This is a genomic window from Ralstonia psammae (assembly GCF_958405935.1).
GTDB classification, from domain to species: domain Bacteria; phylum Pseudomonadota; class Gammaproteobacteria; order Burkholderiales; family Burkholderiaceae; genus Ralstonia; species Ralstonia psammae.
The window spans coordinates 243,681-270,022 of record NZ_CATZBU010000005.1; the positions used below are offsets into that span (position 1 = coordinate 243,681).

Below are 26,342 nucleotides of genomic sequence, written 5' to 3' on the forward strand. Positions count from 1 at the left end.
AACTAGGAGACGCACAAATGAAATTGAAGCAACTGTGGGTGGCCGCAGCACTGTGCGCGCTGGGTAGCGCCGCATCGGCCCAGGAAGTCATCAAGCTGGGCTTTGCTGCCCCGATGTCGGGTCCGCAAGCGCAATACGGCACGGACATGAAGAACGGCGCGACCCTGGCCATTGAAGAGTTCAATGCCACCAAGCCGAAGATCGCCGGCAAGGACGTCAAGTTCCAGCTCATGGCGGAAGATGACCAGGCTGACCCGAAGACCGGTACGGCAGTCGCGCAGAAGCTGGTGGACAGCGGCATCAAGGGCATGCTCGGCCACTTCAATTCGGGGACCAGCATCCCGGCGTCGCGCGTGTACAACCAGGCCGGCATCGCGCAGATCGCCATGGCGACCGCGCCGGAATACACCAAGCAAGGCTACAAGACGACGTTCCGCATGATGACGTCCGACACCCAGCAGGGTTCGGTGGTCGGCACGTTCGCCGTCAAGAAGCTGGGCTACAAGAACATCGCCATCGTGGATGACCGCACGGCCTATGGCCAAGGTCTGGCCGACGAGTTCGAGAAGGCTGCCAAGGCCGCCGGCGCCACCATCGTGCGTCGCGAATTCACCAACGACAAGGCCAGCGACTTCAAGGCCATCCTCACGCAGATCAAGAGCAAGAACCCGGACGCCGTGTTCTACGGTGGCGCCGAAGGCCAATCGGCGCCGCTGCTCAAGCAGATGCGCGAGCTGGGCATGAAGTCCACGCTGATGTCGGGCGAAATGTCCAAGACCGACGACTTCATCAAGCTGGCCGGCCCGCAAGCGGCGGAAGGCATGGTGGCATCGCTGGCCGGTCTGCCGCTGGAGCAGATGCCGGGCGGCGCTGGCTACAAGGCCCGCTATGAGAAGCGTTTCGGCACGCCGGTGCAGACGTACTCGCCGTACGCCTACGACGGTGCGATGGCCCTGATGAAGGCGATGGTGGCTGCGGGTTCGTCCGACCCGGCCAAGTATCTGCCGATCCTGGCTGCCACCAACACGCAAGGCGTGACCGCCAAGCACTACGCCTATGACGACAAGGGCGACCTGAAGGACGGCGGTATCACCGTCTACAAGGTCACCGGCGGCAAGTGGACGCCGCTGGAGAGCGTGGGCGGCAAGTAATCCGACCGGCTCTCAGCCATTTGCAGTATGAAAACCGCCCTCCGGGGCGGTTTTTCTTTGCCCGCGGCCGGCAACTCCAAACGCAGAGTTGTCGCCTTCTGCATCGAAAATCATCGATCTATTATTAAATATCGTGTAACGCGACTCTAACGCGTGTCAGTGCTTGGCTGACTTTCCCAAATGGGGGCTTCGGGTACCATGTCGCCCATGACAGGACTTCACGATCTCTTCCCTTCGTGGCCGCCCGCACCCGGCGGCCTTTTCTGGATCGGGCTGGCGCTGGTTGGCGCGGCGTTGTGCGGCGAGTTTGCGCGCGCGGCGCTCAAGCTGCCGCGCATCGTCGGCTATGCGGTAGCGGGGCTGGTGGCCGGCGTGCTTGGCCGCCCGCTCATCGACGCCGACATGCTCGAGCAGACCCACATCCTGATCGAGATGGCGCTGGCGTTGGCACTGTTCGAACTGGGGCATCGGCTCTCGTTCGAGTGGCTGCGTGCCAATCGTTGGCTGCTGCTCACAAGCGGCTTCGAGAGCCTGCTGACCTGGGGCTTGGTCACCTGGGTGTTGCAGCTGTTTGGCGTGGCGACGCCGGTGGCGGTGGCCGCAGGCGCCATCGCAGTGGCCACGTCCCCCACGGTGCTCCTGCAACTCAAGAACGAACTGCGCGCCGAAGGCCAGGTGACCGAACGGTTGCTATCGCTGGGCGCGCTCAACAGCATCTACGCAAGCGTACTGGTGCCGCTGACCGCTGGCTGGCTGCATAGCGAATACGGTCACTGGGCGGCGGCGCTGATCCACCCGCTGTATCTGCTGGCAGGCTCCGTGCTTCTGGCCTGGGTGGTCGGTAAGGTGGGCCATGCGCTGTATCACCGCATGGCGGGTGACGATCACTACGCGTTCCTGGTGCTGGTGGGCCTGGTGCTGTTCGCACTGGCGATGGCCAAGCTGCTCAAGCTGTCGGTGCCGCTCACGCTGCTGCTGGCAGGGGTGGTGTTCAAGCACCAGGACGATCATCCGCGTGTGTGGCCGTCGCACTTCGGCAGCGCGGGCAGCATCTTGATCGTGGTGATGATCGTATCGCTCGGCTTGCCGCTCAAGGCGTCGGACTGGGCGATCGGCGGTGTGGCGGCGGTGGCGCTGGTGCTGTCGCGCTTCATTGCCAAACTGGCGGCCACGACGGCGCTGGGTTCGTTCTCGGGCCTGTCGATGCGGCAGAGCATCGCGCTGGGCCTGGCGCTTGGGCCCATGTCCGGACTGTCATGGTTGCTGATGCACGATACGGCGGCGTTGTATCCGCAAACCGGCGGCCCGCTGGCGGCCATCATTTTATGCACGCTGGCGATCCAGCAGATTGCCGCTCCGATCCTGACCGCGCGCTCACTGCGCTGGGCAGGTGAGGTGCGACAAGACGAAGGGAGGCACTGAGCCCCATGTCCCTCGAACCATTCTCGAAATCCGAAGCCCTCACGTTTGGCGTCGAGCTGGAATTGCAGCTCGTCAATCGCCATGACTACGACCTTGCCTCGGCGTCGCCCGACTTGCTGCGTATGCTCAAGGGCAAGGAATACCCCGGCGACATCAAGCCGGAGATCACCGATTCGATGATCGAGATTTCCACCGGCATCTGCCACAGCCACGATGAAGCGCTCTGGCAGTTGCGCGAAATGCGCGACCGCATGGCTGACGCTGCCACGGCGCTGAACATCGGCATCTGCGGCGGCGGCACGCATCCGTTCCAGCAGTGGAGCCAGCGCCAGATTTCGCAATCGCCGCGCTATCAGTACATCTCGGATCTGTACGGTTACCTCGCCAAGCAGTTCACGGTATTCGGCCAACATGTGCACCTGGGCTGCCCGAATCCGGACGATGCGCTGTACCTGCTGCACGCCATGTCGCGCTACGTGCCGCACTTCATAGCGCTGGCCGCGTCATCGCCGTTTGTGCAGGGCGTGGATACGGGGTTTGCTTCCGCACGCATGAATTCGGTCAGCGCCTTCCCGCTGTCGGGCCGCGCGCCTTTCGTGCTCACGTGGGATGCCTTCATCGCGTATTTCAACAAGATGCACGCCACGGGCGTGATCGAAAGCATGAAGGACTTCTACTGGGACATCCGCCCCAAGCCCGAGTACGGCACGATCGAAGTCCGCGTGATGGACACCCCGCTGAGCGTCGAACGCGCGGCCGCCATCGCCGCTTATATCCAGGCGCTGGGACGCTGGCTGCTCCTCGATCGCCCGTTCGTCCCCGTGGAAGACGACTACCTCGTCTACACCTTCAATCGCTTCCAGGCATGCCGCTTCGGGCTGGCTGGCGAATACGTCGACCCGGCCACGGGCAACCGTGGTGCGCTGGTCGATCACATCCTGGAGACAACCAAAGTGCTGTCGGCACATGCCGACGCGCTGTCGTCCGAAGGCGCGCTCGAAATGGTGCGGGAAATGGTGCAAGCGCGCGACTCGGATGCCGAATGGATCCGCGCGGCACAACGTGAAACCCGCAACCTGCACGAAACGGTGCGACGCGGTTGCGGGCGCTGGACGCAGGCCGCAACGCAGCCTGCATAATCGACGGCCGCCGGGGAACGGTCAGTCTTTGCGTGCCGCTTCCGGTGCTTCCAGCCGGCGCTGCATGAACACGAGGTCGAGCCACTGGCCGTGCTTGATGGCGGCCTCGGGCATGCGGCCCACTTCCTTGAAGCCCAGCTTTTCGTGCATGCGGATCGAACCCGCATTGGCGCCGTCGATGGCGCCCACCATCAGATGCTTGCCCAGCGCTGCAGCACGCTCGCACAGCGCTTCGACCAGCGTGCTTCCCAGCCCCTTGCCGCGCCAGTCGCGGTGAATGTGTACCGAGTGCTCGACGGTGGTGCGGAAGCCCGGGTACGGCCGGAAATCCCCAAATGATGCGACGCCTGCGACTTGCCCGTCATCATCGGCCACCAGCACCGGATACCCCTGCGTGGCGCGCAACGCCAGCCACGCGGTGCGGTCTTCCAGCGTGACCGGTGTTTCGGTGTAGATCGCGTTGGAGGTGGCGATCACATCGTTGTAGATGGCGAGGATGGCCGGCAGGTCGGCTTGCGTTGCGTCGCGCAGCAGCATGGTCGGGCGTGGTTATCGAGCGTCAGTGAGTCGGGCGCACCGCCAGCACGCGGCGCGCAAACGCCCAGCATACCAAGGCGAATACGATTAGCCCAAGCCATTGCGCCGTGCCTTCAAACGAAGCGCCCACGATCGCCAGCGGGGCATCCTTGCCCGTGGCCCCGATGACGGCCGCCATCAGCACACCCACCAGGCTTTCGCCCACGATCAGGCCCGACGCCAACAGGACGCCGTGGCGGTTCGGCACCTCTGCATAGCGCTCGTACGGCACGCCGGCAGCCTGCGCACGCCTGGCGAGAATCTTCTCGATGATCCACGCCAGCACTGCACCGGTCACCAGTACCGTACTGATGGTCGGCGGCAGGTAGATGCCGATGCCCACCGCCAGCACCGGCAGCCGGGCGACGCCACCACGCTGCTTGAGCGCCCAGTCGACAGCGATCAGCAGCACGCCGATGACGACGCCGGCAATCACCATGTTCCATTCCAGCTGGTGCGTGAAGATGCCGGTGGCGATGGCCGTCATGAGCGTCGCCTGTGGCGCGGAAAGCGCCTGCGCTGCATCCATGCCGGCACGCGGCAGGGCGCCCGGAAAGCCATATGCGTTGTACAGCAGCTCCAGCACCGGCGAGATGACCGCGGCACCCGCCACGCAGCCGATCAGCAGCGCCACCTGCTGGCGCCACGGCGTGGCTCCGACCAGCCAGCCGGTCTTCAGATCCTGCAGGTTGTCGTTGGAGATGGTCGCCACGGCCACCACGGCCGACGTTGTGAAGATCGCCAGCGCAATGCCCAGCTTGCTCGCTTCCGGCGAACCGACGATGCCGTTGTCCGCGCCGATGGCCAACAGCAGCAGCGACACCAAGGTGATGGCGATGATGCCGATGCCCGAAATCGGACTCGACGACGAGCCGATCAGCCCGGCCATGTAGCCGCACGCCGCCGCCACCAGAAAGCCGAACACCACCGCAAAGATCACCGCGCAGGTGATCAACGTCCAGCGCGAGCCGGCCGACAGCATGGTCGGCGCCAGGAATGCAGCAAAGGTGATCACCAGCACCACGACCATAGCCAGCGTGACCAGCAGAATCCAGTGCGGCGCCATGTCTTGCTCAGTGCGCTGCGCGCCGTCGGCCTTCGGGCGCAGGCTGCCGAACGAGCGTTTCACGCCGTGCACCACCGGGCCGATCAGCGTGCCCAGCGTCCACACGGCCGCCACCGCAATGACGCCTGCACCGATAAAGCGCACCTGCGTGCGCCACACATCCGTGCCGAACGCCGAGAGTGCCTTGCCCGCCGGCATCGGCGTGATGGAGGTCAGATACGGCACGGCGATGCCCCAGGCGATGACCAGGCCCACCAGCATGGCCAGACCAGCCACCAGGCCGATCAGATAGCCCGCGCCCAGCAGTGCCGTTGAGAAGCCCAGAGGCAGGCGCACCACTGCGACACCCGCTGCGAACCACCAGCTCGCCCCTTCCCCCAGCAGGCGCAGGCCGCTGGTTGCAGACGCCACGATGGCCGCAACGATGCCGCCCGCGGTCAGATCGCGCATGCCGGTAGCAGCAGGCACCGCGTCGCCATCGGCGGCGGCTTCACCGTCCGCAGACTGGCCACTGCCCACGCGCAGGATTTCCGCCGCCGCCACGCCTTCGGGATAAGGCAGGTCACTCTGCACCACCATCGCGTGACGCAGCGGAATCGTGAACACCACGCCCAGCATGCCGCCCGCCATGCAGACACCAAACGTTTGCCAAAACGGGAAACCTTGCCAGTGTCCGATCATCACCAGGCCGGGCAGGATGAAGATGATGGACGACAGCGTCCCGGCCGCAGACGCCTGCGTCTGCACCATGTTGTTCTCGAGGATGTTCGTGCCACCGAGCATGCGCAGCACCGCCATCGAAATGACCGCTGCCGGAATCGCCGAAGAAAAGGTCAGGCCGACTTTCAGGCCGAGGTACACGTTTGAAGCGGTAAAGATCACGGTGATGAGGGCACCGAGGACCATGCCGCGTAGCGTTAACTCCGGCAGGTTGGCTGCCCGAATGTGCTTGGAAGGATGAGGGGATTGCATCCAGCGGGTCTCCAAAGAGGGTTCCTGTGGCGCGGATTATAGGAGTGGACGGGGGCGGGGGCTTGTGCGTTTTCTTTGGTGCGGCCTCTAGATTTGTTGTTTGTGGTGCATCCCTTGTTTCATCCCCGGCAGGGTACGAAAGGGGGGTGCCCCCCCCCCAACGCAAAAACCAAAAATCAGCACTCCACAATATTCACCGCCAACCCACCCCGCGCCGTTTCCTTGTACTTGGTCTTCATATCCGCCCCCGTCTCTCGCATCGTCTTGATGACGGAATCCAGCGAAACATAGTGCGTGCCGTCCCCACGCAACGCCATACGCGCCGCATTCACCGCCTTCACAGACGCCATCGCATTGCGCTCAATGCACGGAATCTGCACGAGCCCGCCAACCGGGTCGCACGTCAGGCCAAGGTTGTGCTCCATGCCGATTTCGGCGGCGTTCTCCACCTGCGCTGGGGTGCCACCCTGCACCGCTGCCAGTGCACCCGCTGCCATCGAACACGCCACGCCCACTTCTCCCTGGCAGCCGACTTCCGCACCCGAGATCGATGCATTCATCTTGTAGAGCATGCCGATTGCGCCGGCGGTCAGCAGGAAGTCCACCACGCCGTTGTCGTTCGCGCCGGGCACGAAGCGGTCGTAGTAATGCAGCACGGCCGGGATGATGCCCGCTGCGCCGTTGGTCGGGGCCGTGACGACGCGCCCGCCCGCAGCGTTTTCTTCGTTCACGGCAATCGCATACAGGTTCACCCAGTCGATCACCGACAGCGGATCGGACAGCGTGCGTTCGGCCTGCACCGTGAGCCGTGAATGCAACTCGGCCGCGCGGCGGCGCACGTGGAACGGGCCCGGCAGTTCGCCTTCGGTGCGGCAGCCGCGCGTCACGCACGCCTGCATCACGTGCCAGATGTTGAGCAGGCCGGCGCGCACCTCGGCTTCGGTACGCCACGTCAGTTCGTTTTCCAGCATCAACCGGGCGATGGATTTGCCCGTCGATGTGCACATCGCCAGCAGTTCCTTGCCGCTGCGGAACGGGTGCGGCAACTGATCATGCGCGGCGAGCACCTGCGTGTTGGGTGCACCGGCCGTGACGACAAAGCCGCCGCCCACCGACAGGTAGCGCGCCTCGCGCAGCCGTTCGCCGGCGGCGTCGAAGGCGTGGAACTTCATGCCGTTCGGGTGCTCGGCCATCGCCTCGCGGCGGTAGAAGGCGATGTGCTCCTTCTCGGTAAAGCGCACCGCGTGACGGCCCAGCAGCGACAGCGATTGCGATGCGCGCAACTCAGCGAGCTTGGCATCGATGGTGTCGGGGTCGATGGTGTCCGGCGCCTCGCCCATCAGGCCGAGGATGACGCCGCGGTCTGTGCCGTGGCCCTTGCCGGTGGCGCCAAGCGAGCCATACAGCTCGACGCGCACGCTGGCGACTTGCGGCATCAGCCCATCGGCTTCGAGGCCGGAGGCGAACATCAGCGCGGCGCGCATTGGCCCGACAGTGTGCGAGCTGGATGGACCGATGCCGATCTTGAAGAGGTCGAAAACAGAAACAGCCATGAGGTAAGGCTCCGGGGGCGTTTTGCAAAAGGAGGCGGGTCGGCTTGTGGCCGCCCGCGCACGGGGTGTTCAGATGCAAACGGCCGCCCCGTGGTGCGAGGCGGCCGCCTGAGGTGCAGCGCGACGGCAATCGCGCTTGGGTCGCCGGTTTTAGTCCTGCGCGTACTCGCTCATCGGCACGCAGGCGCAGAACAGGTTGCGGTCGCCGTAGACATTGTCGGCGCGGCCAACCGGAGGCCAGTACTTGCGCGCGCGCAGCGATGCGACGGGGTAGGCGGCCTGCTCACGCGTGTACTTGTGCGACCAGTCATCGGCCATCACCACAGCAGCGGTGTGCGGGGCGTGCTTGAGCGGGTTGTCCTCGCGGTCGAATTCGCCCGAGATCACCTTGTCGACTTCTGCGCGGATGGCGATCATCGCGTCGATGAAGCGGTCGAGTTCAACCTTCGGCTCGCTCTCGGTCGGCTCGATCATCAGCGTGCCCGGCACCGGGAAGCTCATCGTCGGTGCGTGGAAGCCGAAGTCCATCAGGCGCTTGGCGATGTCTTCGTTGCTGATGCCCGATTCCTTCTGCAGCGGACGGATGTCGAGAATGCACTCGTGTGCCACGAGGTCGTGCGCGCCCGTGTACAGCACCGGGTAGTACGGCGCAAGCCGCTTGGCCACGTAGTTGGCCGACAGGATGGCCGTCTCGGTGGCGGCGGTCAGGCCGGCCGCGCCCATCATGGCGATGTACATCCACGAAATCGGCAGGATCGACGCCGAGCCGAACGCCGCTGCGGAGACGTTGCCGATGTTCTGGCTGGCATCTTCACCCGAAGCCGCGCGGCCGGGCAGGAACGGTGCGAGGTGCGCACCCACGGCCACCGGACCGACGCCCGGGCCACCGCCGCCGTGCGGGATGCAGAACGTCTTGTGCAGGTTCAGGTGCGAGACGTCGCCGCCGAAGTGGCCCGGCGCGGCGGTGCCGACCATGGCGTTCATGTTCGCGCCATCCACGTACACCTGGCCGCCGTGGCTATGCACGATTTCGCAGACACGCTTGACGCCTTCCTCGAACACGCCATGCGTGGACGGGTAGGTGATCATGATGGCCGCGAGGTTCTTGCTGTGCTCGGCGGCCTTCTTTTCCAGGTCGGCCAGATCCACGTTGCCACGCTCATCGCAGGCCACGACGACGACCTGCATGCCGGCCATCTGTGCCGACGCGGGGTTCGTACCGTGCGCCGACGATGGGATCAGGCACACGTTGCGGTGCGCTTCGCCACGGCTGGCGTGGTACGCGTGGATGATCAGCAGGCCGGCGTATTCACCTTGCGAGCCGGCGTTCGGCTGCAGGCTGATGGCGGCGTAGCCGGTGGCTGCGCACAGCATCTGTTCGAGCTGGTCGATCATTTCGCGGTAGCCGACGGTCTGGTCGGCGGGGGCGAACGGGTGGATGTTCGCGAACTCGGGCCACGTCACCGGCAGCATTTCGGCGGTGGCGTTGAGCTTCATCGTGCACGAGCCCAGCGGGATCATCGTGCGGTCCAGCGCGAGGTCCTTGTCGGCGAGGCTGCGCAGGTAGCGCAGCATTTCGTGCTCGGAGTGGTGCGCGTTGAACACCGGGTGCGTCAGGTACGCGCTCTGGCGCACGAGCGAGGCCGGATACGCGTCGGCAACGCCCGCTTCGGTCTTGTCGAAGTCCGGTGCGGCAGCGTGGGCGGCGTGCGCGAAGACTTCCCACAGCGCAACGACATCCGCGCGCGTGACCGTCTCGTCCAGCGAGATGCCCAGGCGAGTCTCGTCGATCTGGCGCAGGTTGATGCCGTGCGCCTGCGCAGCGATGTGCAGGTTGGCGGTGCGCGGGCCGGTGGCGACCGTGAGCGTGTCGAAGAAGGCGTCGGCTTCCAACGTGTAGCCGATCGCGCGCAGGCCGGCGGCCAGCGTGGCGGTCAGGCGGTGTACGCGCTGGGCGATGCGCTTGAGGCCTTGCGGGCCGTGGTAGACGGCGTACATCGACGCCATCACGCCCAGCAGCACCTGCGCGGTACAGATGTTCGAGGTGGCCTTCTCGCGGCGGATGTGCTGCTCGCGCGTTTGCAGCGCGAGGCGGTAGGCGGGGTTGCCCTGCGCATCGACCGTCACGCCGACGAGGCGGCCCGGCATGGAACGCTTGAACGCATCGCGCACGGCCATGTAGCCGGCGTGCGGGCCGCCGAAACCGAAAGGCACGCCAAAGCGCTGCGTGTTGCCGATCACGACGTCGGCACCCCATTCGCCCGGCGCGGCCAGCAGCGTGAGCGCCAGCAGGTCAGCCGCCGCAACGACCAGACCGCCGGCAGCGTGCACGGCGTCGGTCAGCGCCTGGTACGTCGACAGATCACCCAGCAGTGCACCGTTGGCGCCCGGGTATTGCAGCAGCACACCGAACGCGTCGTGCTTGGCAGCGTCGGCCGCCGGCCCCGTCACCACTTGCACGCCGATCGGCTCAGCGCGCGTGCGCACGACTTCCAGCGTTTGCGGCAGCACGTCGTCCGCCACGAAAAACACGGTCGACTTCGACTTGCCAATGCGCTGCAGCAGCGTCATCGCTTCAGCGGCGGCGGTCGCTTCATCCAGCATCGATGCATTGGCGATGTCCATTGCCGTCAGGTCGATCACCATCTGCTGGAAATTCAGCATCGCTTCCAGGCGGCCCTGCGAGATCTCCGGCTGATACGGCGTGTAAGCCGTGTACCAGGCGGGATTTTCGAGGATGTTGCGCAGGATGACGCCCGGCGTGTGCGTGCCGTAGTAGCCCTGGCCGATCAGGCTCTTGGCCACGCGGTTCTGCCCCGCGATGCCGCGCAGCTTGGCGAGCGCCGCTTCTTCGGTCAGAGGCTGCGTGAATTCGCCCAGCGGCATGCCGTCCTGGCGGCGGATGGCCGGCGGGATCACGGCGTCGATCAGCGCGGCGCGGCTGGCGTAGCCGAGCGCGGCCAGCATCTGGGCCTGCTCGTCGGCCGATGGACCGATGTGGCGGTGCGCGAAGGCGTCGCGCGCCTCCAGGTCAGCCAGGGTGGGGCGTTCGGCGGCAAGCGCCGAGGAAGCGGGGTGCGGAGCGTTCATGGCAAGGGCTCGAAATTCAGGCAAAAGCCGATGCGCGGCGCAGGTCAGGGCACGCGCATCGGCCGGAGGACCGGCTTAGCCGATCTTGGCTTCGTAATCAGCGGCCGACATCAGGGCGTTCACGTCGTCGGCGTTGGTCGGCTTGATCTTGAACAGCCAAGCCTCGTAGGCGCCTTCGTTCACGGATTCCGGTGCGCCGGCGGCATCGGCGTTGTTGGCGACAATCTCGCCAGCCACCGGGGCGAAGATATCGGAAGCGGCTTTGACCGATTCCACCACTGCAATCGCTTCGTCCTTGGCGACGGCGCGGCCGGCTTCCGGCAGCTCCAGGAAGACGATGTCGCCGAGCTGCTCCTGTGCGAAGTCGGTAATGCCGATGGTCAGCGTGCCGTCGGCTTCAACGCGGATCCACTCGTCGTGTTCGGTGTACTTCAGATCGGCGGGGACGTTGCTCATGAAAGGTTTCTCCGGAAGATTGGTATTGGGGGATGCAGAATCGGGGTTCAGCTGACCAGCGCCTTGCCATTGCGCACGAACGGCAGTTTAACCACAGTCGCGGTCAACTTGCGGTCGCGAATTTCGACCTGTACGTCAGTGCCGATGGCCACGTCCTTGGGCAGGCGCGCAAGGGCAATGGAGAGCGACAGGCTTGGGCTGAAGGTGCCGCTGGTGATCTCGCCGTCACCGGCGGCAGTGATGACCTTCTGGTGGGCGCGCAGCACGCCGCCCTTGTCGCGCAGGATCAGGCCGACGAACTGGTCGCGCTGGCCGCCGGCTTGCAGCGCGGCCTTGCCGGTGAAGTCGCGTTCGCTTTGCAGGTCGACGGTCCAGGCGAGCCCGGCATCCAGCGGCGAAACGTGTTCGTCCATGTCCTGGCCGTAGAGGTTCATGCCGGCTTCCAGGCGCAGCGTGTCACGCGCGCCGAGGCCCGCCGGGCGCACGCCGGCGTGCAGCAGGCGCTCCCACACACCGGCAATCTGCGCGGCCGGCACGACCAGCTCGAAGCCGTCTTCACCGGTATAGCCGGTACGGGCCACCATGATCTCGCCCACGTTTTCCACGGCGACGAAGCCGGCGTTGAACGGCTTGAGCGCCTCGCCCACAGCCTGCGTGCCGGGCAGTGCGGCGTAGGTCTTGGCGCGCGCGTTCGGGCCTTGCACGGCCAGGATGCCCAGCGGCTCGGCGCCCGCGTTGTTGTCTGAGCGGCGCGGCGTGATGGTCACGTCGGTGCCGGCGGCTGCGTTCTGCGCGACGATCCATTCCAGGTCCGTCGGTGCGGTGCCGGCGTTGACCACCAGGCGGAACCAGTCTTCGCGGAAGAAATAGACGATCAGGTCGTCGATCACGCCGCCCTTGGGGTTGAGCATGCAGGTGTAGAGCGCCTTGCCCGGCGTCTGCAGCTTGTCGACGTTGTTGGCGATCAGCCCGCGCAGGAAGTCGCGCACGCGTGCACCGGTGAGGTCCACCACGCACATGTGCGAGACGTCGAAGACGCCGGCGTCTTGCCGCACGGCATGGTGTTCTTCGATCTGGGAGCCGTAGTTGACGGGCATGTCCCAGCCGCCAAAGTCGACCATGCGGGCGCCCAGCGAGCGGTGGATGGCATTGAGCGGCGTGTGTTGGAGCGTCATGGAATCTCTCGGCTGATGGCGCCGCCGTGGCCAGGCGCAGCGCATTGAACGGGGACCAGAAAAGCAAAAAGGCCACCCGCGCAGCCTGATCCCTCATGGTGACGCCATGAAGATCATCAGCTGCGCAGATGGCCCCTCTGTCCTTGGTACCTGAGAGATTGCGAAGCGGGGCGCATAGCGGTGCGCGCCGTTCGTGAGCCCCTTCGGTGGGCGCCCGCAGTGGTCGTGCGGCGCCAGCTCTCCAGAGTGCGGTCGGACGCATGTCCGCCGATCCGCCCGGTCCTGGATGCCTGAGAGTTTTCGGGTGCTACCCCTTCGGCGGTGCCTGGCCGTGTACGGCGGGCACGCTCTCCCGGATGGATGGGCGGAATTTACGGAAGGGGGGCTGGATTGTCAATTGGGGCCGGCCGGTGCGCCCCGCCGGGCGCAAAAGACGACGGCCACACCTCATGCCGGTGTGGCCGATGCGCGGGTTGCCGGAAAGCCGGTGCTTACTTGCCGATCTGGCGGCTCACCTGGTTTTCCTGCTGGTTCAGTGTGCGCTGTTCCTGCTTGGTGATGTGCCCACCGTTTTGTGAAGCCATGTCGCGCTCTTCCTGGCGAATCTGACGGTCTTCCTTGTGCAGCTGGCGGGCCTGGCCCTTGGTGATCTCGCCTTCCTTCACTTCATTGTGGATGCGCTTGTTCTGGTTGGCGAGGCGGTGGTTGACCTCGGCGCGGCGCGGGTGGTCCTTCTGCCATTGCGTCTGGGCAAAGGCGCCGGTGGTAGCAGACAGGGCGACGGCGCTGATGGCCAGGGCTTTGACGATGCGGTTCATGGTGCGTTCTCCGGTGGGCGGCCGACCGATTCAGCCGCTGTCCTGTCCATAACGGCCTGCCGCGCATGGTCGCTTACGGCGGTCGTGTAACGGCGCGTAAGCGGTGTAACGGCCCGGGGTAAAGCGAGGGGCGCAAACGAGTGCGCGTGACGCAACGAGTCTGGCGTGCCACGCGCAGTGGCACAGGACACGAGATCCAGGTGCTGTATCGACCACAAACAAGAAGGGGGCCTCGGCCAACCAAGCCCATGCGCCCTCAAGGCAACGCGAGGAACTAGCCGCTTACCAACCGTAGCCCGCTGCCACACCCACGTTGTATTCCGTGCCGCCGGCAGTGGAGCCGCCAATCGTCACGTTTGCGCGCGAGCCGATCTTGCGCTGGTAACCGATGGCCAGCGCGGTCTGGCCGCGATACAGCCCGGTGCCGATGGCCATACGGTTCTCAGTCTGCAGGCCGGCCACGCTGGCCACCATGGTCGACATGGCGGCGTTCATGGCACCCAGGCGGTTCATGCGGCTGTCCATCTGGTCGAAGCGCTGGTTGACCTGGCTTTGCAGGGTGTCGATCTGCCCCTGCACGCCCGCGACCTTGTCGTTCATCTGCTTGACGTTGACCGCGTCGGTGTCCTGCACGCCAGCCATGACGTTGGTGATCTGGCGCTCGCTGCCCTGCGAGCCGACCGACACCGTGTTGTCACGATCGGCCACCGAGTTGTTGCCCAGCGACACGCTGTTCGTGGCGTTGGCCTGCGCGTTCGCGCCCACCGCCGTGCTATTGGTGCCGCTGGCCACCGAGTTGCTGCCCGTGGCGGCGGCTTCGGTCTTCGTATCGGTGTCGTTTCCGTTGCCGTCGAGCATGTTCGCGCTCTGGTCGCCTTGCTCCAGGGTGTTCACGCGGGTGTCGAGGTTGGCCAGTGCGTCGCCCACGTTGTTGTACTGCTGGCCTCCGATGAAGTGGTACGACGGTGCGGTCCATACGCCATTGGTGAGGCTGGCGCCACCGCCCAGCGCGCCTGCCACGCGCTGGTAGCTGGCGTTGAGCTGGCTGCCCGTCACGGCGTCCTTGCTGCCGTCGGCGATGCTGCCGTCCGTCAGATTGGTCAGCTTGGTGCCGTTTGCGCCGCCCAGCGTGGCGGATTCCTTCGAGGCGTCGTCGTAGGTCACCACGCTGGCCACCGTGCCATCGGGGTTGACCATGCCGGCCTTCATCAGTTGGCGCAGATTGACGGCGTCGGTGTCGTCCGTGCCGTCGGCCACGTTCTTGATCTGCGTGGCGCTGCCGCCCTTGTTCAGCGTCAGCGTGCCCTTGGAGGCGTCGTCGTACTGAACGGCGCTGGATTGCAGTGCCGCCACCTTGTTGTCCACGCTCTTGAGCTGGCCAACGTTGGCCGCGTCCGTGTCGGCCGTGCCAGCCGTCACGTTGGTCAGCTTGCGGGTGATAGCGTTGCCGGAGGCATCCTTGCCGCCCAGGCTGATCTGCGTGCCGGCGCCGTCCCCGTCGATGGTCAGGTCGCCCGTTTCCGCATCCTTTTGCACCAGGCCCACCGAGCCGGAGTTCATCTGACCGGTCAGATTGCTGATGCTGTTCGCGTTGGCGACGGTGCGGGTGTCGAGGTTGCCCAGCGCGTCGCCCACGCTGTTGACGGTGGTCGCGCCGTTGTTGAGCGTGTAGGTGGGCGCGGTGATCTTGCCGTCGCTGCCCACGGTGGCGCCGCCACCCAGGGCATTGACCGTGGCGGTGGCATTGGCGCTGGCGATGGCGCTCAGCGTGTTGACGTCAGTCTGCACCGCCTTGACCTGGCCGACGTTGGCCGCATCGGTATCCGCCGCGCCAGCCTTCACCCCCGAGATCGTGCGATCGCCATCCGTGCCGGCCACATTGATGCTGGTGCCGCCCGTGCTGCCGGCCACGCTGATGGCCTTGGTGTCGGCATCCTGCTTGACCAGACCCACCGAGCCGGAGTTGATTTGGCCCGACAGCGTACTGATGTCGTTGGTGTTTTGCGTGACACGTGTGTCGATGCTGCTGACGGTGTTGGTCAGGTTGGTGACGTTGGTGTTAGTCGTACCGATGTCCGTCTTGGCCTGGGCGATGTCGGACGTGTTCTGTGTCACCCGCGTGTCGATGCCGCTGACGGTCGTCGAGAGGTTGTTGACGTTGGTTTGCACCGCGTTGACGGCGGTGTTCATTTGGCCGACGTTGGCCGCATCGGTATCCGCCGCGCCAGCCTTCACGCCCGAGATCGTGCGATCGCCATCCGTGCCGGCCACGTTGATGCTGGTGCCGCCCGTGCTGCCGGCCACGCTGATGGCCTTGGTGTCGGCATCCTGCCTGACCGGGCCCACCGTGCCGTCCTTCAGGCCGGCAATGTCGGTCGTGTTGGTCGTGGTGCGCGCGTCGAGGTTGTTCAATGCCGTGCCCACGCTGGTGAACGTCTTGCCGTTGTCCAGCGTGTAGGTCGGGCCGGTCAGCTTGCCGGTGGCGTCCACCGCCGCGTCGCCGCCCAGGGCGTCGGCGGATGCTTGGGCGTTATCGACGACCGTTTGTTTGACGGTGTTCAGCTGGCCCAGGTTGACCGCGTCAGTGGTCTGCTGGCCGTTGGCGACATTCACCAGGCGGCGGTTGTTGCCGTCCTTGTTGGCGAAGGAGATGTCCGCGCCGTCGGCATCCTTGCCGATGGTGACGGTCCGGGTGCTGGCGTTCTGCTGCACGATACCGAGCGAACCGCTGGCGAGCTGGTCGACGCGGTTGTTGGTGGTGAACAGTTGCTTGCCCGTGACGGCTTCGGTGCTGGTGTTGCTCAGGGTGCCGTCCTTCACGCCGGAGAGGGTGCGCGCGCCGGCCGTGCCCGCCACGCTGACGCTGGTGCCAGCGATGTCCTTGCCGATGGTCAGGTTGTTGGAGGCGTCCTTTTGCACCAAGCCGGCCGTGCCGTCGGTCAGGTTGGTGATGTGGGTGGTGTTGGCGTCGGTTGCCGTCTTGTTGGCCGTGACGCGCGTGTCGAGGTTGGTCAGCGCCGCGCCGACGGTGTTGACCGTCGTCTTGTTGCTGTCGAGTGCGTAGCTTGGCGCCGTGATCGTGCCGTCGGCATTGAGTTGGGCGCCGCCGCCCAATGCAGTGAACACACCCTTCAACTGCGAGACGTTCACGGCGTCGGTGTCTGCTGTACCTACGCCCAGATTCTTGATTTGCTGACCGGAAAACGAGGCATTGGAGTTAAACGTGGCGGCGCCCAGCAGAGAAATACCGGCGTCACCCTTCAGTTCGAGCAGCCCAGTTCGATAGCCGGTTACCCGGGCGGTAGAGGCGGAAAAGCCGGCGAGCCCGTTGGTATCCCCGTAGTTGTTGAGGCTGAATGAGGCGGAGGTTGAAGTGCAGCTGAGCTTCCCCGAGCCATTCGAGCCATAGCCTGTCGAGTTGGCAGGTGTGGTCGCGTCACACAGTTGCAGGCCGCCATTCGCAGTTTGGGCGTGGACGCTTGGAGCGGACATAAACCCGCCACCAAGAAGCGAGGCGGCCAACAGCATCGAGGCTGTACGCCCTTTTCCTCGACCGCAAGCGATCTCCGACGCCACCATCCACAGTCCCGTGGATTTATTCCGAATAACGCGATAAGTCTTGTTCATTTAACAACCCTCAAATGATCTTGAATTCGGCGCCGATTTAAACGATGTGTCGGCGGCCCGGCCGTTTGGTGGTAACGGAAAATGGTTTCTGATGCGTTTCGTTAAAAGAGTAATTTCTCGTTGTGCGCTGCAAAATGAGAAAACTCCGAAAGGCGGTGGATGGAATAAAGCCGTCCAGACGGCTCGGTGCGCCCACGAATACAGGCAGGAAGAAGGGAAGCGGGCGCGTCGGGTGCGCCCGGGAAGCCCCCGGCCGTGGCGGGCGCCTGCACGAAGAACGGGGAGTCCGTCGACACAACAAGTTACGTCTTCGTATGGCTTGATTCTGGGGATGCCGCTTGTACGAATGAATCAGAAAACTCCTATTCCGCTCCCTGTGGCCAGCGCGCCCGCAACCATCGGCCGATGGCACGCCCTCGCGGGGCCGGGCCCCCGGGGAGGGCGCCCGCGCGTGCTACCATCGCCCTCCGCTGTACGTTCCCGCCTGCTTTTTTCTTCCGCCGCTCCCCCATGTCTTCCGGTCTCGCCCACGGGCTCAACGCTGCCCAATCTGAAGGTGTGCATTACCTCGACGGCCCGTGTCTGGTGCTGGCCGGGGCCGGCTCCGGCAAGACGCGGGTGATCACGCAGAAGATCGCGCACCTGATCCTGGACAAGGGGTTCGAGCCGAAGCACATCGCTGCGGTGACCTTCACCAACAAGGCGGCCAAGGAAATGCAGGAGCGCGTCGCCAAGCTGATGGACGGCAAGACACGCGAAGACGGCAAGCGCATCCCCATCAAGCAGTTGACGGTGTGCACGTTCCACTCGCTGGGGGTGCAGATTCTGCGGGCCGAAGCCGAGCACGTCGGCCTGAAGCCACGCTTCTCGATCATGGATTCGGACGATTGCTTCGGGATGATCCAAGAGCAACTGGCGACCACCGACAAGCAGTTGATCCGCCGCGTGCAGAGCACGATCTCGCTGTGGAAGAACGGCCTCGTCGACCCGGACACCGCGATTGCCGAGGCGCTCGCCAACAACAACGTTGATGACCACCAGGCCGCGCTGGTCTACCGCAATTACGTCGCGACGCTGCACGCGTATCAGGCGGTGGACTTTGACGATCTGATCCGTATTCCCGCCGAGCTGTTCGCTCGCAATGAAGAGGTGCGCCTGAAGTGGCAGAACCGCCTGCGCTACTTCCTCGTCGATGAATACCAGGACACCAACGCCTGCCAGTACCAGCTGCTGAAGCTGCTGGCGGGCGGCTCGCACCTGCGTGCGCCGGCCTTCACGGCGGTGGGCGACGATGACCAAGCCATCTACGGCTGGCGCGGTGCCACGCTCGACAACCTCAAGCTGCTGCAAACGGATTTTCCGAACCTGAAGGTCATCAAGCTGGAGCAGAACTACCGCTCCACGGTGCGCATCCTGAACGCTGCCAACGCGGTCATCGCGCAGAACCCGAAGCTGTTCGAGAAGACGCTGTGGAGCGAACACGGCATGGGCGACGCCATCAACGTGACGAGCGCAAATGACGAAGAGCACGAAGCCGAGAGCGTGGTCTTCAAGCTTTCCGCCCACAAGTTCGAGCGTCGCGCACAGTTTCGGGATTACGCGATCCTGTATCGGGGCAACTTCCAGGCGCGCCTGTTTGAGCAGATCCTGCGCCGCGAGCGCATTCCGTATGTGCTCTCGGGCGGGCAGAGCTTTTTCGACAAGGCCGAGATCAAGGACCTGTGCGCCTATCTGCGGCTGATTGCCAATGCGGATGACGACCCTGCGTTCATTCGCGCCATCACCACGCCCAAGCGCGGCGTGGGCAACGCGACGCTGGAAGTGCTGGGTTCGTTCGCGGGGCAGGCCAAGGTGTCGCTGTTCGAGGCGGCGATGATGGGCGGCATCGAAGCGCAACTCGCGCCGCGTCAGCTGGAGCCGCTGCGGGTGTTCTGCGAATTCATCGTGAGGCTTTCAGACCGCGCCGCCAAGGAGCCCGCCGCCACGCTGCTCGACGAGATGATGGAGGGCATCCACTACGAGGCCTACCTGTACGACACCTACGACGAGCGCCAGGCCCAGAACAAATGGACCAACGTGCTGGAGTTCCTCGACTGGCTCAAGCGCAAGGGCACCAAGCCCGAAAAAGAAGACGGCGAAGAGGCCACCGGCTTCGACAATGCCGATGGCCTGGCGGACACCGGCAAGAACCTGCTGGAGCTGACGCAGACCATCGCGCTGATCAGCATGCTCGAAGGCAAGGAAGAAGACCCGGATGCGGTGCGCCTGTCCACGCTGCATGCGAGCAAGGGGCTGGAGTATCCGCACGTGTTTCTGGTGGGCGTGGAAGAGGGCATCCTGCCGCATTGCCGTGAAGATGACGATCTGACCGACGAGAAGATCGAAGAAGAGCGGCGTCTGATGTATGTGGGGATCACGCGGGCGCAGCGCAGCTTGCATATCAGTTGGTGCAAGAAGCGCAAGCGTGCGCGGGAGACGGTGGTGTGTGAGCCGTCGCGCTATATCGCGGAGATGAAGCTCGGGGAGGATGCCGGCCCGACGCCGGAGGACACGATGCCGGCGATGTCGCCGAAGGATCGGTTGGGGGCGTTGAAGGGGTTGTTGGCGGCTAAGAAACCAGTGGCTTCGTGATTGGGTTTTTGGTTTTGCCTTGGTGGTCCATCTCCTTTTCGTTCCCTGCCGGGACCGACTTACTTTTCTTTGTCTTGCCAAAGAAAAGTAAGCAAAAGAAAGGCGCGCCCGAGATGGCGACTTCCCCTTGGATTTGTGTCGCGGGGAGGGAGGGGAGGCAAACTCGCTGCGCTCAGACAGCCTCCCCTCTTTATCCTCCCCGCAACAAAAATCCAAGGCGCCATCTAGGGCTCAACGTCAAAAGAAAAAGGCCAACCCATCGCGCGGTTGGCCTTGTCGTTTGGGCGGGCGCCCCGAGGGTTCGGGTTTGGTTTTTGTCCTTTGACTTTCCTGCCCTAGATGGCGCCTTGAATTTCCGTAAGCGGGCGGAAACAAGACGGGAAACTGTTTGAGCGCAGCGAGTTTTTCCCGTCTCCGCCCGGTTATGGAAATTCAAGGAATCTTTCGCCATCTCGGGCGCGCCTTTCTTTGCTTACTTTCTTTGGGCAAGACCAAAGAAAGTGAGTCAGCCCCGGCAGGGGATGAAACAAGGGATGCACCAACAACCCAAAACCCCGAAAAGACCCGTCGAAGACCTGCACTGTTGTGCCGTTGTGCCAGCCCGCGTGCAGCTAGCAACGCTTTGGTCCAGGCATCGACCGACGTTGACACACATCAACGCGACGCCGGCACCGCAGTTTTAGGATGAACCATCGCCCCCACAACAATCGCCCCATGTTTCCGTTCGCCAAACGGGCCGACGCTCCGTCTGCCGCAAATGACACCGCCTTCCGCTGGTCGGCGCCGCAGGTGCGCGCGCTCGCACAGCGCTTTGATACGCACGGCCCGCGCTACACCTCGTATCCGACGGCCGACCGCTTTCACAACGGGTTCGGCAACACCCACTATCTCGACGCCTTGCACCGCCGCGCCGCGATCGCGCCGGCGCTGCATGCGCCGCTGTCGCTGTACATGCACCTGCCGTTCTGCGCGAACCTTTGCTATTACTGCGGGTGCAACAAGGTCATCACAAAGGATCGCTCGCGCAGCGCACGCTACGTTGAAACCCTTGCGCGCGAGATGGCGATGGTGGCCAACCAGATTGGCCCTCTGCGCCGCGTGACGCAGTTGCATTGGGGCGGTGGCACGCCCACGTTCCTTGCGCACGACGAGATGCGCGCCGTGATGGCCGCCACGCGGGAGCATTTCGATCTGGCCAGCGATGCCGAGATCTCCGTCGAACTCGATCCGCGCCATGCCGACGACGCCACGCTTGAAGTCCTGGCCGACATCGGCTTCAACCGCGCAAGCCTTGGCATTCAAGACTTTGACCCCGACGTCCAGCGCGCCGTCCACCGCATCCAAAGTGTGGAAGAGACGCGCCGCGTGGTCGACACCGCGCGCCGGCTTGGCTTCGAGTCGATCAGCTTCGACCTGATCTACGGCCTGCCGCATCAGCGCACGGACACCTTCAATGCCACGCTCGACCGCGTGCTGGAGATGGCGCCCGATCGGCTGTCCGTCTACAGCTATGCGCACCTGCCGCACCTGTTCAAGGCGCAGCGCCGGATCGACATGCTCGCGCTCCCCACCGCTGACGAAAAGCTCGACTTGCTCGCCATGACGGTGGAGCGCCTTGTCGCCGAGGGCTATGTCTACATCGGTATGGACCACTTTGCGCGGCCCGACGATGCACTCGCCATCGCGCAGCGTGAAGGCCGGCTGCAGCGCAATTTCCAGGGCTATTCCACCTACGCCGATTGCGACATGCTGGCATTTGGTGTGTCCGCCATCAGCCGCGTGGGCGATGTGTATGCGCAGAACGAAAAGGACCTCGACGCGTACTACGCGCGCGTCGACGCAGGGGAGCTGGCCGTGCTGCGCGGCATGTCGCTCACGCCCGACGACCACGTGCGCCGGGCGTTGATCGGCGAGCTGATGTGCGGGTTTGAATTGGACATGCGCGCATTCGGCGCACGCCACGGGCTGGACTTCAAGCGCAGCTTTGCGGACGAGCTTGCCGCGCTGGCGCCGCTGGAAGACGCCGGCCTGCTGAAAGTCGGCGACGAACGCATCGTCATCACGCCGCAAGGGCGGCTGCTGGTGCGGCGCATCGCCATGGTGTTCGATGCGCACCTGCGCGAGGCAGGCACGGAGCGCGCGGTAGAAGCCGAGGGCAAGCCCGTCACCTTCGTCCCGCGCTACTCCAAGGTGGTCTGATCGACCGACTGGCCCGAAGGCACGTTAGACCGTTGCCGGCTCGGGCTGCAGTGCAGTGGTTTCGGTTTGTGCGGTGACCAGCGTCTGCGGCCAGATCTCCGCCAGGCGCAGCAGGTTGGTCGAACCGGCCTGACCGAACGGCATGCCCGCCGTGATGGCGATCTGGTCGCCAGACACGGCAAAACCTTCGCGCGCGGCGGCACGGCAGGCTGCATCCACCATTTCATCGACGTTGTTCACGTCTGGGCTGACGGTGCTGTGCACACCCCAGGCAATCGCCAGCCGGCGCGCGGTGTCCAGCCGCGGCGTGATGCTCACGATGGGCGCAAGCGGCCGCTCGCGTGCGGCGCGCAGGCTGGTCTTGCCGCTGGACGTGTAGGTGACGGTGGCCACCGCGCCCAGGATGTGCGTGACGTCGCGCAGGGCCGCGCAGATGGCATCCTGGCGCGTGGGCAGGGGGGCCTGGTGCTGCGCATCGATCAGGTTGCGGTACAGCGGATCGCGCTCGGTCTCGGCAATGATGCGGTTCATGATGCTGACCGCCGCCACCGGGTGCTTGCCGCTGGCCGATTCGGCCGACAGCATCACGGCATCGGTACCGTCATACACGGCGCTGGCAACGTCGGAGGCTTCGGCGCGCGTCGGCACCGGCGCTTCGATCATCGATTCCAGCATCTGCGTGGCCACAACCACCGGCTTGCCGTGCTGGCGCGCCATGCGCAGGATGCGCTTCTGCACGCCGGGCACGCGCTCGGGCGGCAGTTCCACGCCCAGGTCGCCACGCGCCACCATCAGCGCATCGGAGGCCTGCACGATGTCTTCCAGATGCAGCAGCGCGGCGGGCTTCTCGATCTTGGAGAGCAGGCCGGCGCGGTCGCCGATGATCTCGCGCGCGGCGATCACGTCTTCGGCGCGCTGCACGAACGACAACGCAATCCAGTCCACCCCCAGCGAGAGCGCGAAGTCCAGATCGCGCAGGTCTTTCTCGGTGAGCGCGGGGATGGGGATCACGGCGTCGGGCACGTTCACGCCCTTGCGGTCCGACAGCGGGCCGCCATCGACCACGCGCGTGATGATGGCCGTCGGGTCGGCGGCTTCCACAGCCAGGCGGATCTTGCCGTCATCGAGCAACAGCGATTGCCCCGGCGCGGCAGCCGCGTACAGCTCCGGATGCGGCAGATGCACACGCGTGACATCGCCTGGCGTCGGATCGCGGTCGAGCACAAAGCGATCACCGTTCTTGAGCACGACGCGGCCTTCGGCGAACGTACCGATGCGCAGCTTCGGGCCTTGCATGTCAGCGAGGATGCCGATGGGGCGGCCGGTCTCAGCCTCCACCGCGCGTACGGTGTCGTAGCGCTTGCGGTGGTCTTCGTGCGAACCATGGCTGAAGTTCAGGCGGAAGACGTCCGCGCCCGCGTCGAAGAGCGCGCGGATGGTGTCTTTGTCGCTGCTGGCGGGGCCGAGGGTGGCTAGGATTTTGGTGTTGCGGAAGCGGCGCATCTTTGATGGCTCCGGTGGGCTGGCTATTGCTTGCTGCGTTTGCGGACCTTGGTGGTCCATCTCCCTTTCACCCCCTGCCGGGGGCGACTCACTTTCTTTGTCTTGCCAAAGAAAGTAAGCAAAGAAAGGCGCGCCGGAGATGGCGACCCCTTCCTTGAATTTGTGTAACCGGGCGGAGACGGGGAAAACTCGCTGCGCTCAAACAGTTCCCCGTCTTTGTTCCGCCCGCTTACACAAATTCAAGGCGCCATCTAGGGCAGGGTACGGCCACACAATCTGTGTGCTGTCCTAGTTGGCTCCGTTTGTTGCTGTGTTGCTCGCATTGCTTCGCGTTGTGTTGCTGGTTCCTGCTGCAGTCGTGGTCGATGGTTTGGCCGTTGACTTTGTTGCCCTAGATGGCGCCTTGAATTTCTGTTGCAGAGAGGAAAAAGAGTGCAGGCCTGTTTGAGCGAAGCGAGTTGCCTGCACTCCCTCTCTGCGACATAAATTCAAGGAGTGGGTCGCCATCTCGGGCGCGCCTTTCTTTGCTTACTTTCTTTGGCAAGACAAAGAAAGTGAGTCGCCCCCGGCAGGGGGTGAAACAAGGGATGAACCAAAAACATCAATCCATCCCCGCATCCAAATCACTCACCCGGTAATCAAGATCGCCCGAAAATCATTCACATTAGTCCGCGTAGGCCCAGTCACAATCAAATCGCCCAGCGCATCAAAAAAACCATACCCGTCGTTGTTGTCGAGCATCTGCTTGGGCCTCAACCCAGCCGCTTCGGCACGCACAAGGCTATCTGGCGTCAGCATCGCGCCCGCGTTGTCTTCCGACCCATCGATGCCGTCGGTGTCGCAAGCAATCGCATGCACACCCGGCAGACCCTCCAACGCCACGCCCAGCGCGAGCAGGAACTCGGCATTGCGGCCACCGCGGCCGTTACCGCGCACCGTCACCGTCGTCTCGCCACCCGACAGAATCACGCACGGCTTGGTGAACGGCTGATTGCGGGCCACGATCTGCCGCACGATGCCGGCGTGCACTTCCGCCACATCGCGCGCCTCGCCTTCAATGCTGTCCGACAGGATGTGCGCCTCATAACCGAGTGCGCGCGCCTGTGCGGCCGCCGCTTCCAGCGCGTGCTGGGCCGTCGCGATGACGTGGCTGCGATGGCCATCGAAACGTGCATCGCCGGGCTTGGGGGTTTCGCCCGCGCCGGTTTCCAGATGCCGGCGCACCGCTTCAGGCACGTCGATGCCGTATTTGCTGATCACGGCCAGCGCGTCCGCGCAGGTGGTGGCGTCGGGCAGCGTCGGACCGCTGGCGATGAGCGTCGGGTCATCGCCAGGAATATCGGAGATGAGCAGTGTCTCGACGCGCGCCGGTGCGCACGCCAGCGCCAGGCGCCCGCCCTTGATTGACGACAGGTGCTTGCGCACGCAGTTCATCTCGCCGATGCTCGCGCCGCTCTTGAGCAGCGCACGGTTGACGGTCTGCTTGTCGCCCAGCGTCAGGCCTTCGGCCGGGGCGGCCAGCAAAGCCGAGCCCCCGCCCGAGATCAGGCAGAGGACAAGGTCGTCTTCCGTCAAACCGTCGAGCAGGCCGACCATGCGTTGCGCTGCACGTTGGCCCGCCGCATCGGGCACGGGGTGCGACGCCTCGACGATTTCGATGCGACCGTTCGTGCCGGGCGCACGGCCGTGCCCGTAACGCGTGACGACCAGCCCAGACAGCTCACCCTTCCAGTGTTGCTCCACCGCCTCGGCCATCGCCGCTGCACCCTTGCCCGCGCCGATGACGATCGTGCGGCCACGCGGCGGTTCGGGCAGGAATGCCGGCAAGCATTGCGCCGCGCTGACCGCAGCCACTGCGGTATCAAACAGACCGTGCAGCAACGCGCGCGGCGACGGATTGGGCAAGGCAGCGCGCAAGGCGGCCTGGGCAGACTGGTCGTGGTGCATGGCAGAAGGCGTGGAGGCAACAAAAAGAACTGCCGCCGCCCGAAGGCTGCGACAGTGCACACAACTTAGACGCGCATTTAGGCAATATCGTGGTTGGACATGATCTCGATCGCGCGGCACAGCGCCGAGTGGTCTTGCTTGCCCATGCCGTTGGCGGCGCAGGTGTTGAACAGCTCCTGTGCGGTGGCCGTGTTCGGCAGGGCCACGCCCAGCACCTTGGCGCCTTGCAGTGCCAGGTTCAGATCCTTCTGGTGCAGTTCGATGCGGAAGCCCGGCTCGAACGTACGCTTGACCATGCGCTCGCCGTGCACTTCGAGAATGCGCGAGGCGGCAAAGCCGCCCATCAGCGCCTGGCGCACCTTTGCGGGGTCAGCACCTGCCTTCGACGCAAACAGAAGCGCTTCCGACACGGCCTGAATGTTCAGCGCCACGATGATCTGATTCGCCACCTTGGTGGTCTGGCCATCGCCGTTGCCGCCCACCAGCGTGATGTTCTTGCCCATCAGTTGGAACAGCGGGGCCACGCGATCGAATGCGACTTGCTCACCGCCCACCATGATCGTCAGCGATGCAGCCTTCGCACCCACTTCGCCACCCGACACCGGAGCGTCCAGGTATTGCGCGCCGGTCTTGTTGATGCGGGCAGCAAAGTCCTTCGTCGCGATCGGCGAGATCGAACTCATATCGACGACGATCTTGCCGGCAGCAGCGTCCTTGCCTGCGTCCTTCAGCGCCCTGGCCACGCCCTTCTCGCTGAACAGCACAGCCTCGACGTGCGGGGTGTCCGGCACCATGATGAAGATGATGTCGGCACGTTTGGCGACTTCTTCCGCGCTCGTGCAGACCGTCACGCCGGCTTCCACCAGCGCTGCCGGTGCCGGGTTCACGTCGTGCACGAACAGCGTGTGGCCGGCAGCGCGCAGGTGGCCAGCCATGGGGGCGCCCATGATGCCGAGGCCGATGAAACCGAGATTGAGCGTGGTTGCCATGGTGAGGGATCTCCTTGGTTTGAATGTT

16 protein-coding genes, 1 pseudogene and 2 riboswitches are annotated in these 26,342 nt (G+C 64.7%); of the genes and pseudogenes, 5 read left to right on the plus strand and 12 right to left on the minus strand.

What is annotated here, in order from left to right; genetic code table 11:
• Positions 1 to 17: 17 nt before the first annotated feature.
• The 3 genes from R2N16_RS13270 to R2N16_RS13280 all read left to right on the plus strand — a co-directional run bounded on the left by R2N16_RS13270 (position 18) and on the right by R2N16_RS13280 (position 3,712).
• Positions 18 to 1,151, plus strand: a complete 1,134-nt coding sequence (locus tag R2N16_RS13270; RefSeq protein WP_316666188.1) for a branched-chain amino acid ABC transporter substrate-binding protein — start codon at positions 18 to 20, stop codon at positions 1,149 to 1,151.
• A gap of 198 nt (positions 1,152 to 1,349) precedes the next feature.
• The gene (locus R2N16_RS13275) at positions 1,350 to 2,573 is read left to right on the plus strand and encodes a cation:proton antiporter (protein WP_316666189.1); all 1,224 of its coding nucleotides are present in this window, start codon (positions 1,350 to 1,352) and stop codon (positions 2,571 to 2,573) included.
• Positions 2,574 to 2,578: 5 nt separating this feature from the next.
• A complete protein-coding gene (locus R2N16_RS13280; RefSeq protein ID WP_316666190.1) occupies positions 2,579 to 3,712 on the plus strand; it encodes a YbdK family carboxylate-amine ligase in 1,134 nt (377 codons plus the stop codon).
• Between the two features lie 21 nt (positions 3,713 to 3,733).
• Here R2N16_RS13280 and R2N16_RS13285 read toward each other — a convergent pair whose 3' ends face one another.
• The 9 genes and pseudogenes from R2N16_RS13285 to R2N16_RS25520 all read right to left on the minus strand — a co-directional run.
• A complete protein-coding gene (locus tag R2N16_RS13285) occupies positions 3,734 to 4,249 on the minus strand; it encodes a GNAT family N-acetyltransferase (RefSeq protein ID WP_316666191.1) in 516 nt (171 codons plus the stop codon).
• Positions 4,250 to 4,271: 22 nt separating this feature from the next.
• A complete protein-coding gene (locus R2N16_RS13290) occupies positions 4,272 to 6,326 on the minus strand; it encodes an OPT family oligopeptide transporter (RefSeq protein WP_316666192.1) in 2,055 nt (684 codons plus the stop codon).
• A 176-nt stretch (positions 6,327 to 6,502) separates the two neighbouring features.
• Positions 6,503 to 7,879: an L-serine ammonia-lyase gene (locus tag R2N16_RS13295; RefSeq protein WP_316666193.1), complete on the minus strand. Its 1,377-nt coding sequence runs from the start codon at positions 7,877 to 7,879 to the stop codon at positions 6,503 to 6,505.
• Between the two features lie 150 nt (positions 7,880 to 8,029).
• Positions 8,030 to 10,969, minus strand: coding sequence for an aminomethyl-transferring glycine dehydrogenase (gcvP, locus tag R2N16_RS13300; RefSeq protein WP_316666195.1), 2,940 nt, complete (start codon positions 10,967 to 10,969; stop codon positions 8,030 to 8,032).
• A gap of 75 nt (positions 10,970 to 11,044) precedes the next feature.
• Positions 11,045 to 11,425 (minus strand): glycine cleavage system protein GcvH, encoded by a 381-nt coding sequence (gene gcvH / locus R2N16_RS13305; RefSeq protein ID WP_316666196.1) that lies wholly within the window; start codon positions 11,423 to 11,425, stop codon positions 11,045 to 11,047.
• A 47-nt stretch (positions 11,426 to 11,472) separates the two neighbouring features.
• Positions 11,473 to 12,600: a glycine cleavage system aminomethyltransferase GcvT gene (gcvT, locus tag R2N16_RS13310; RefSeq protein ID WP_316666198.1), complete on the minus strand. Its 1,128-nt coding sequence runs from the start codon at positions 12,598 to 12,600 to the stop codon at positions 11,473 to 11,475.
• A gap of 127 nt (positions 12,601 to 12,727) precedes the next feature.
• Positions 12,728 to 12,855, minus strand: a riboswitch (glycine riboswitch).
• 12 nt (positions 12,856 to 12,867) lie between these two features.
• Positions 12,868 to 12,965: riboswitch (glycine riboswitch) on the minus strand.
• A 126-nt stretch (positions 12,966 to 13,091) separates the two neighbouring features.
• Positions 13,092 to 13,418 (minus strand): hypothetical protein, encoded by a 327-nt coding sequence (locus R2N16_RS13315; RefSeq protein WP_316666199.1) that lies wholly within the window; start codon positions 13,416 to 13,418, stop codon positions 13,092 to 13,094.
• Between the two features lie 282 nt (positions 13,419 to 13,700).
• On the minus strand, positions 13,701 to 16,910 hold the full coding sequence (locus R2N16_RS13320) for a YadA-like family protein (RefSeq protein ID WP_316666201.1): 3,210 nt from the start codon (positions 16,908 to 16,910) through the stop codon (positions 13,701 to 13,703).
• Positions 16,911 to 16,925: 15 nt separating this feature from the next.
• Positions 16,926 to 17,045: pseudogene (locus R2N16_RS25520) on the minus strand (ESPR domain-containing protein); the annotation flags it as partial.
• A gap of 510 nt (positions 17,046 to 17,555) precedes the next feature.
• Here R2N16_RS25520 and R2N16_RS13325 point away from each other — a divergent pair.
• Both R2N16_RS13325 and hemN read left to right on the plus strand, forming a co-directional pair.
• Entirely contained in the window at positions 17,556 to 19,676 is a 2,121-nt protein-coding gene (locus R2N16_RS13325; protein ID WP_316666202.1) for a UvrD-helicase domain-containing protein, read from the plus strand.
• Positions 19,677 to 20,390: 714 nt separating this feature from the next.
• A complete protein-coding gene (hemN, locus tag R2N16_RS13330) occupies positions 20,391 to 21,875 on the plus strand; it encodes an oxygen-independent coproporphyrinogen III oxidase (protein ID WP_316666331.1) in 1,485 nt (494 codons plus the stop codon).
• A 24-nt stretch (positions 21,876 to 21,899) separates the two neighbouring features.
• On the opposite strand, the gene pyk is transcribed toward hemN, so the two are convergent.
• The 3 genes from pyk to glxR form a co-directional block, all read right to left on the minus strand.
• Entirely contained in the window at positions 21,900 to 23,378 is a 1,479-nt protein-coding gene (pyk, locus tag R2N16_RS13335; protein WP_316666203.1) for a pyruvate kinase, read from the minus strand.
• 627 nt (positions 23,379 to 24,005) lie between these two features.
• Positions 24,006 to 25,325: a glycerate kinase type-2 family protein gene (locus tag R2N16_RS13340; RefSeq protein ID WP_316666204.1), complete on the minus strand. Its 1,320-nt coding sequence runs from the start codon at positions 25,323 to 25,325 to the stop codon at positions 24,006 to 24,008.
• A 77-nt stretch (positions 25,326 to 25,402) separates the two neighbouring features.
• Positions 25,403 to 26,314: a 2-hydroxy-3-oxopropionate reductase gene (glxR, locus tag R2N16_RS13345; protein ID WP_316666205.1), complete on the minus strand. Its 912-nt coding sequence runs from the start codon at positions 26,312 to 26,314 to the stop codon at positions 25,403 to 25,405.
• Positions 26,315 to 26,342: the final 28 nt, after the last annotated feature.

Coding starts and splice junctions, on each gene's coding strand:
- R2N16_RS13285 (WP_316666191.1), bottom strand. CDS start 4,249: ATGCTGCTGCGCGACGCAACGCAAGCCGACCTGCCGGCCATCCTCGCC.
- R2N16_RS13295 (WP_316666193.1), bottom strand. CDS start 7,879: ATGGCTGTTTCTGTTTTCGACCTCTTCAAGATCGGCATCGGTCCATCC.
- glxR (WP_316666205.1), bottom strand. CDS start 26,314: ATGGCAACCACGCTCAATCTCGGTTTCATCGGCCTCGGCATCATGGGC.
- gcvH (WP_316666196.1), bottom strand. CDS start 11,425: ATGAGCAACGTCCCCGCCGATCTGAAGTACACCGAACACGACGAGTGG.
- gcvP (WP_316666195.1), bottom strand. CDS start 10,969: ATGAACGCTCCGCACCCCGCTTCCTCGGCGCTTGCCGCCGAACGCCCC.
- pyk (WP_316666203.1), bottom strand. CDS start 23,378: ATGCGCCGCTTCCGCAACACCAAAATCCTAGCCACCCTCGGCCCCGCC.
- R2N16_RS13275 (WP_316666189.1), top strand. CDS start 1,350: ATGTCGCCCATGACAGGACTTCACGATCTCTTCCCTTCGTGGCCGCCC.
- gcvT (WP_316666198.1), bottom strand. CDS start 12,600: ATGACGCTCCAACACACGCCGCTCAATGCCATCCACCGCTCGCTGGGC.
- R2N16_RS13340 (WP_316666204.1), bottom strand. CDS start 25,325: ATGCACCACGACCAGTCTGCCCAGGCCGCCTTGCGCGCTGCCTTGCCC.
- R2N16_RS13290 (WP_316666192.1), bottom strand. CDS start 6,326: ATGCAATCCCCTCATCCTTCCAAGCACATTCGGGCAGCCAACCTGCCG.
- hemN (WP_316666331.1), top strand. CDS start 20,391: ATGTTTCCGTTCGCCAAACGGGCCGACGCTCCGTCTGCCGCAAATGAC.
- R2N16_RS13315 (WP_316666199.1), bottom strand. CDS start 13,418: ATGAACCGCATCGTCAAAGCCCTGGCCATCAGCGCCGTCGCCCTGTCT.
- R2N16_RS13270 (WP_316666188.1), top strand. CDS start 18: ATGAAATTGAAGCAACTGTGGGTGGCCGCAGCACTGTGCGCGCTGGGT.
- R2N16_RS13325 (WP_316666202.1), top strand. CDS start 17,556: ATGTCTTCCGGTCTCGCCCACGGGCTCAACGCTGCCCAATCTGAAGGT.
- R2N16_RS13320 (WP_316666201.1), bottom strand. CDS start 16,910: ATGTCCGCTCCAAGCGTCCACGCCCAAACTGCGAATGGCGGCCTGCAA.
- R2N16_RS13280 (WP_316666190.1), top strand. CDS start 2,579: ATGTCCCTCGAACCATTCTCGAAATCCGAAGCCCTCACGTTTGGCGTC.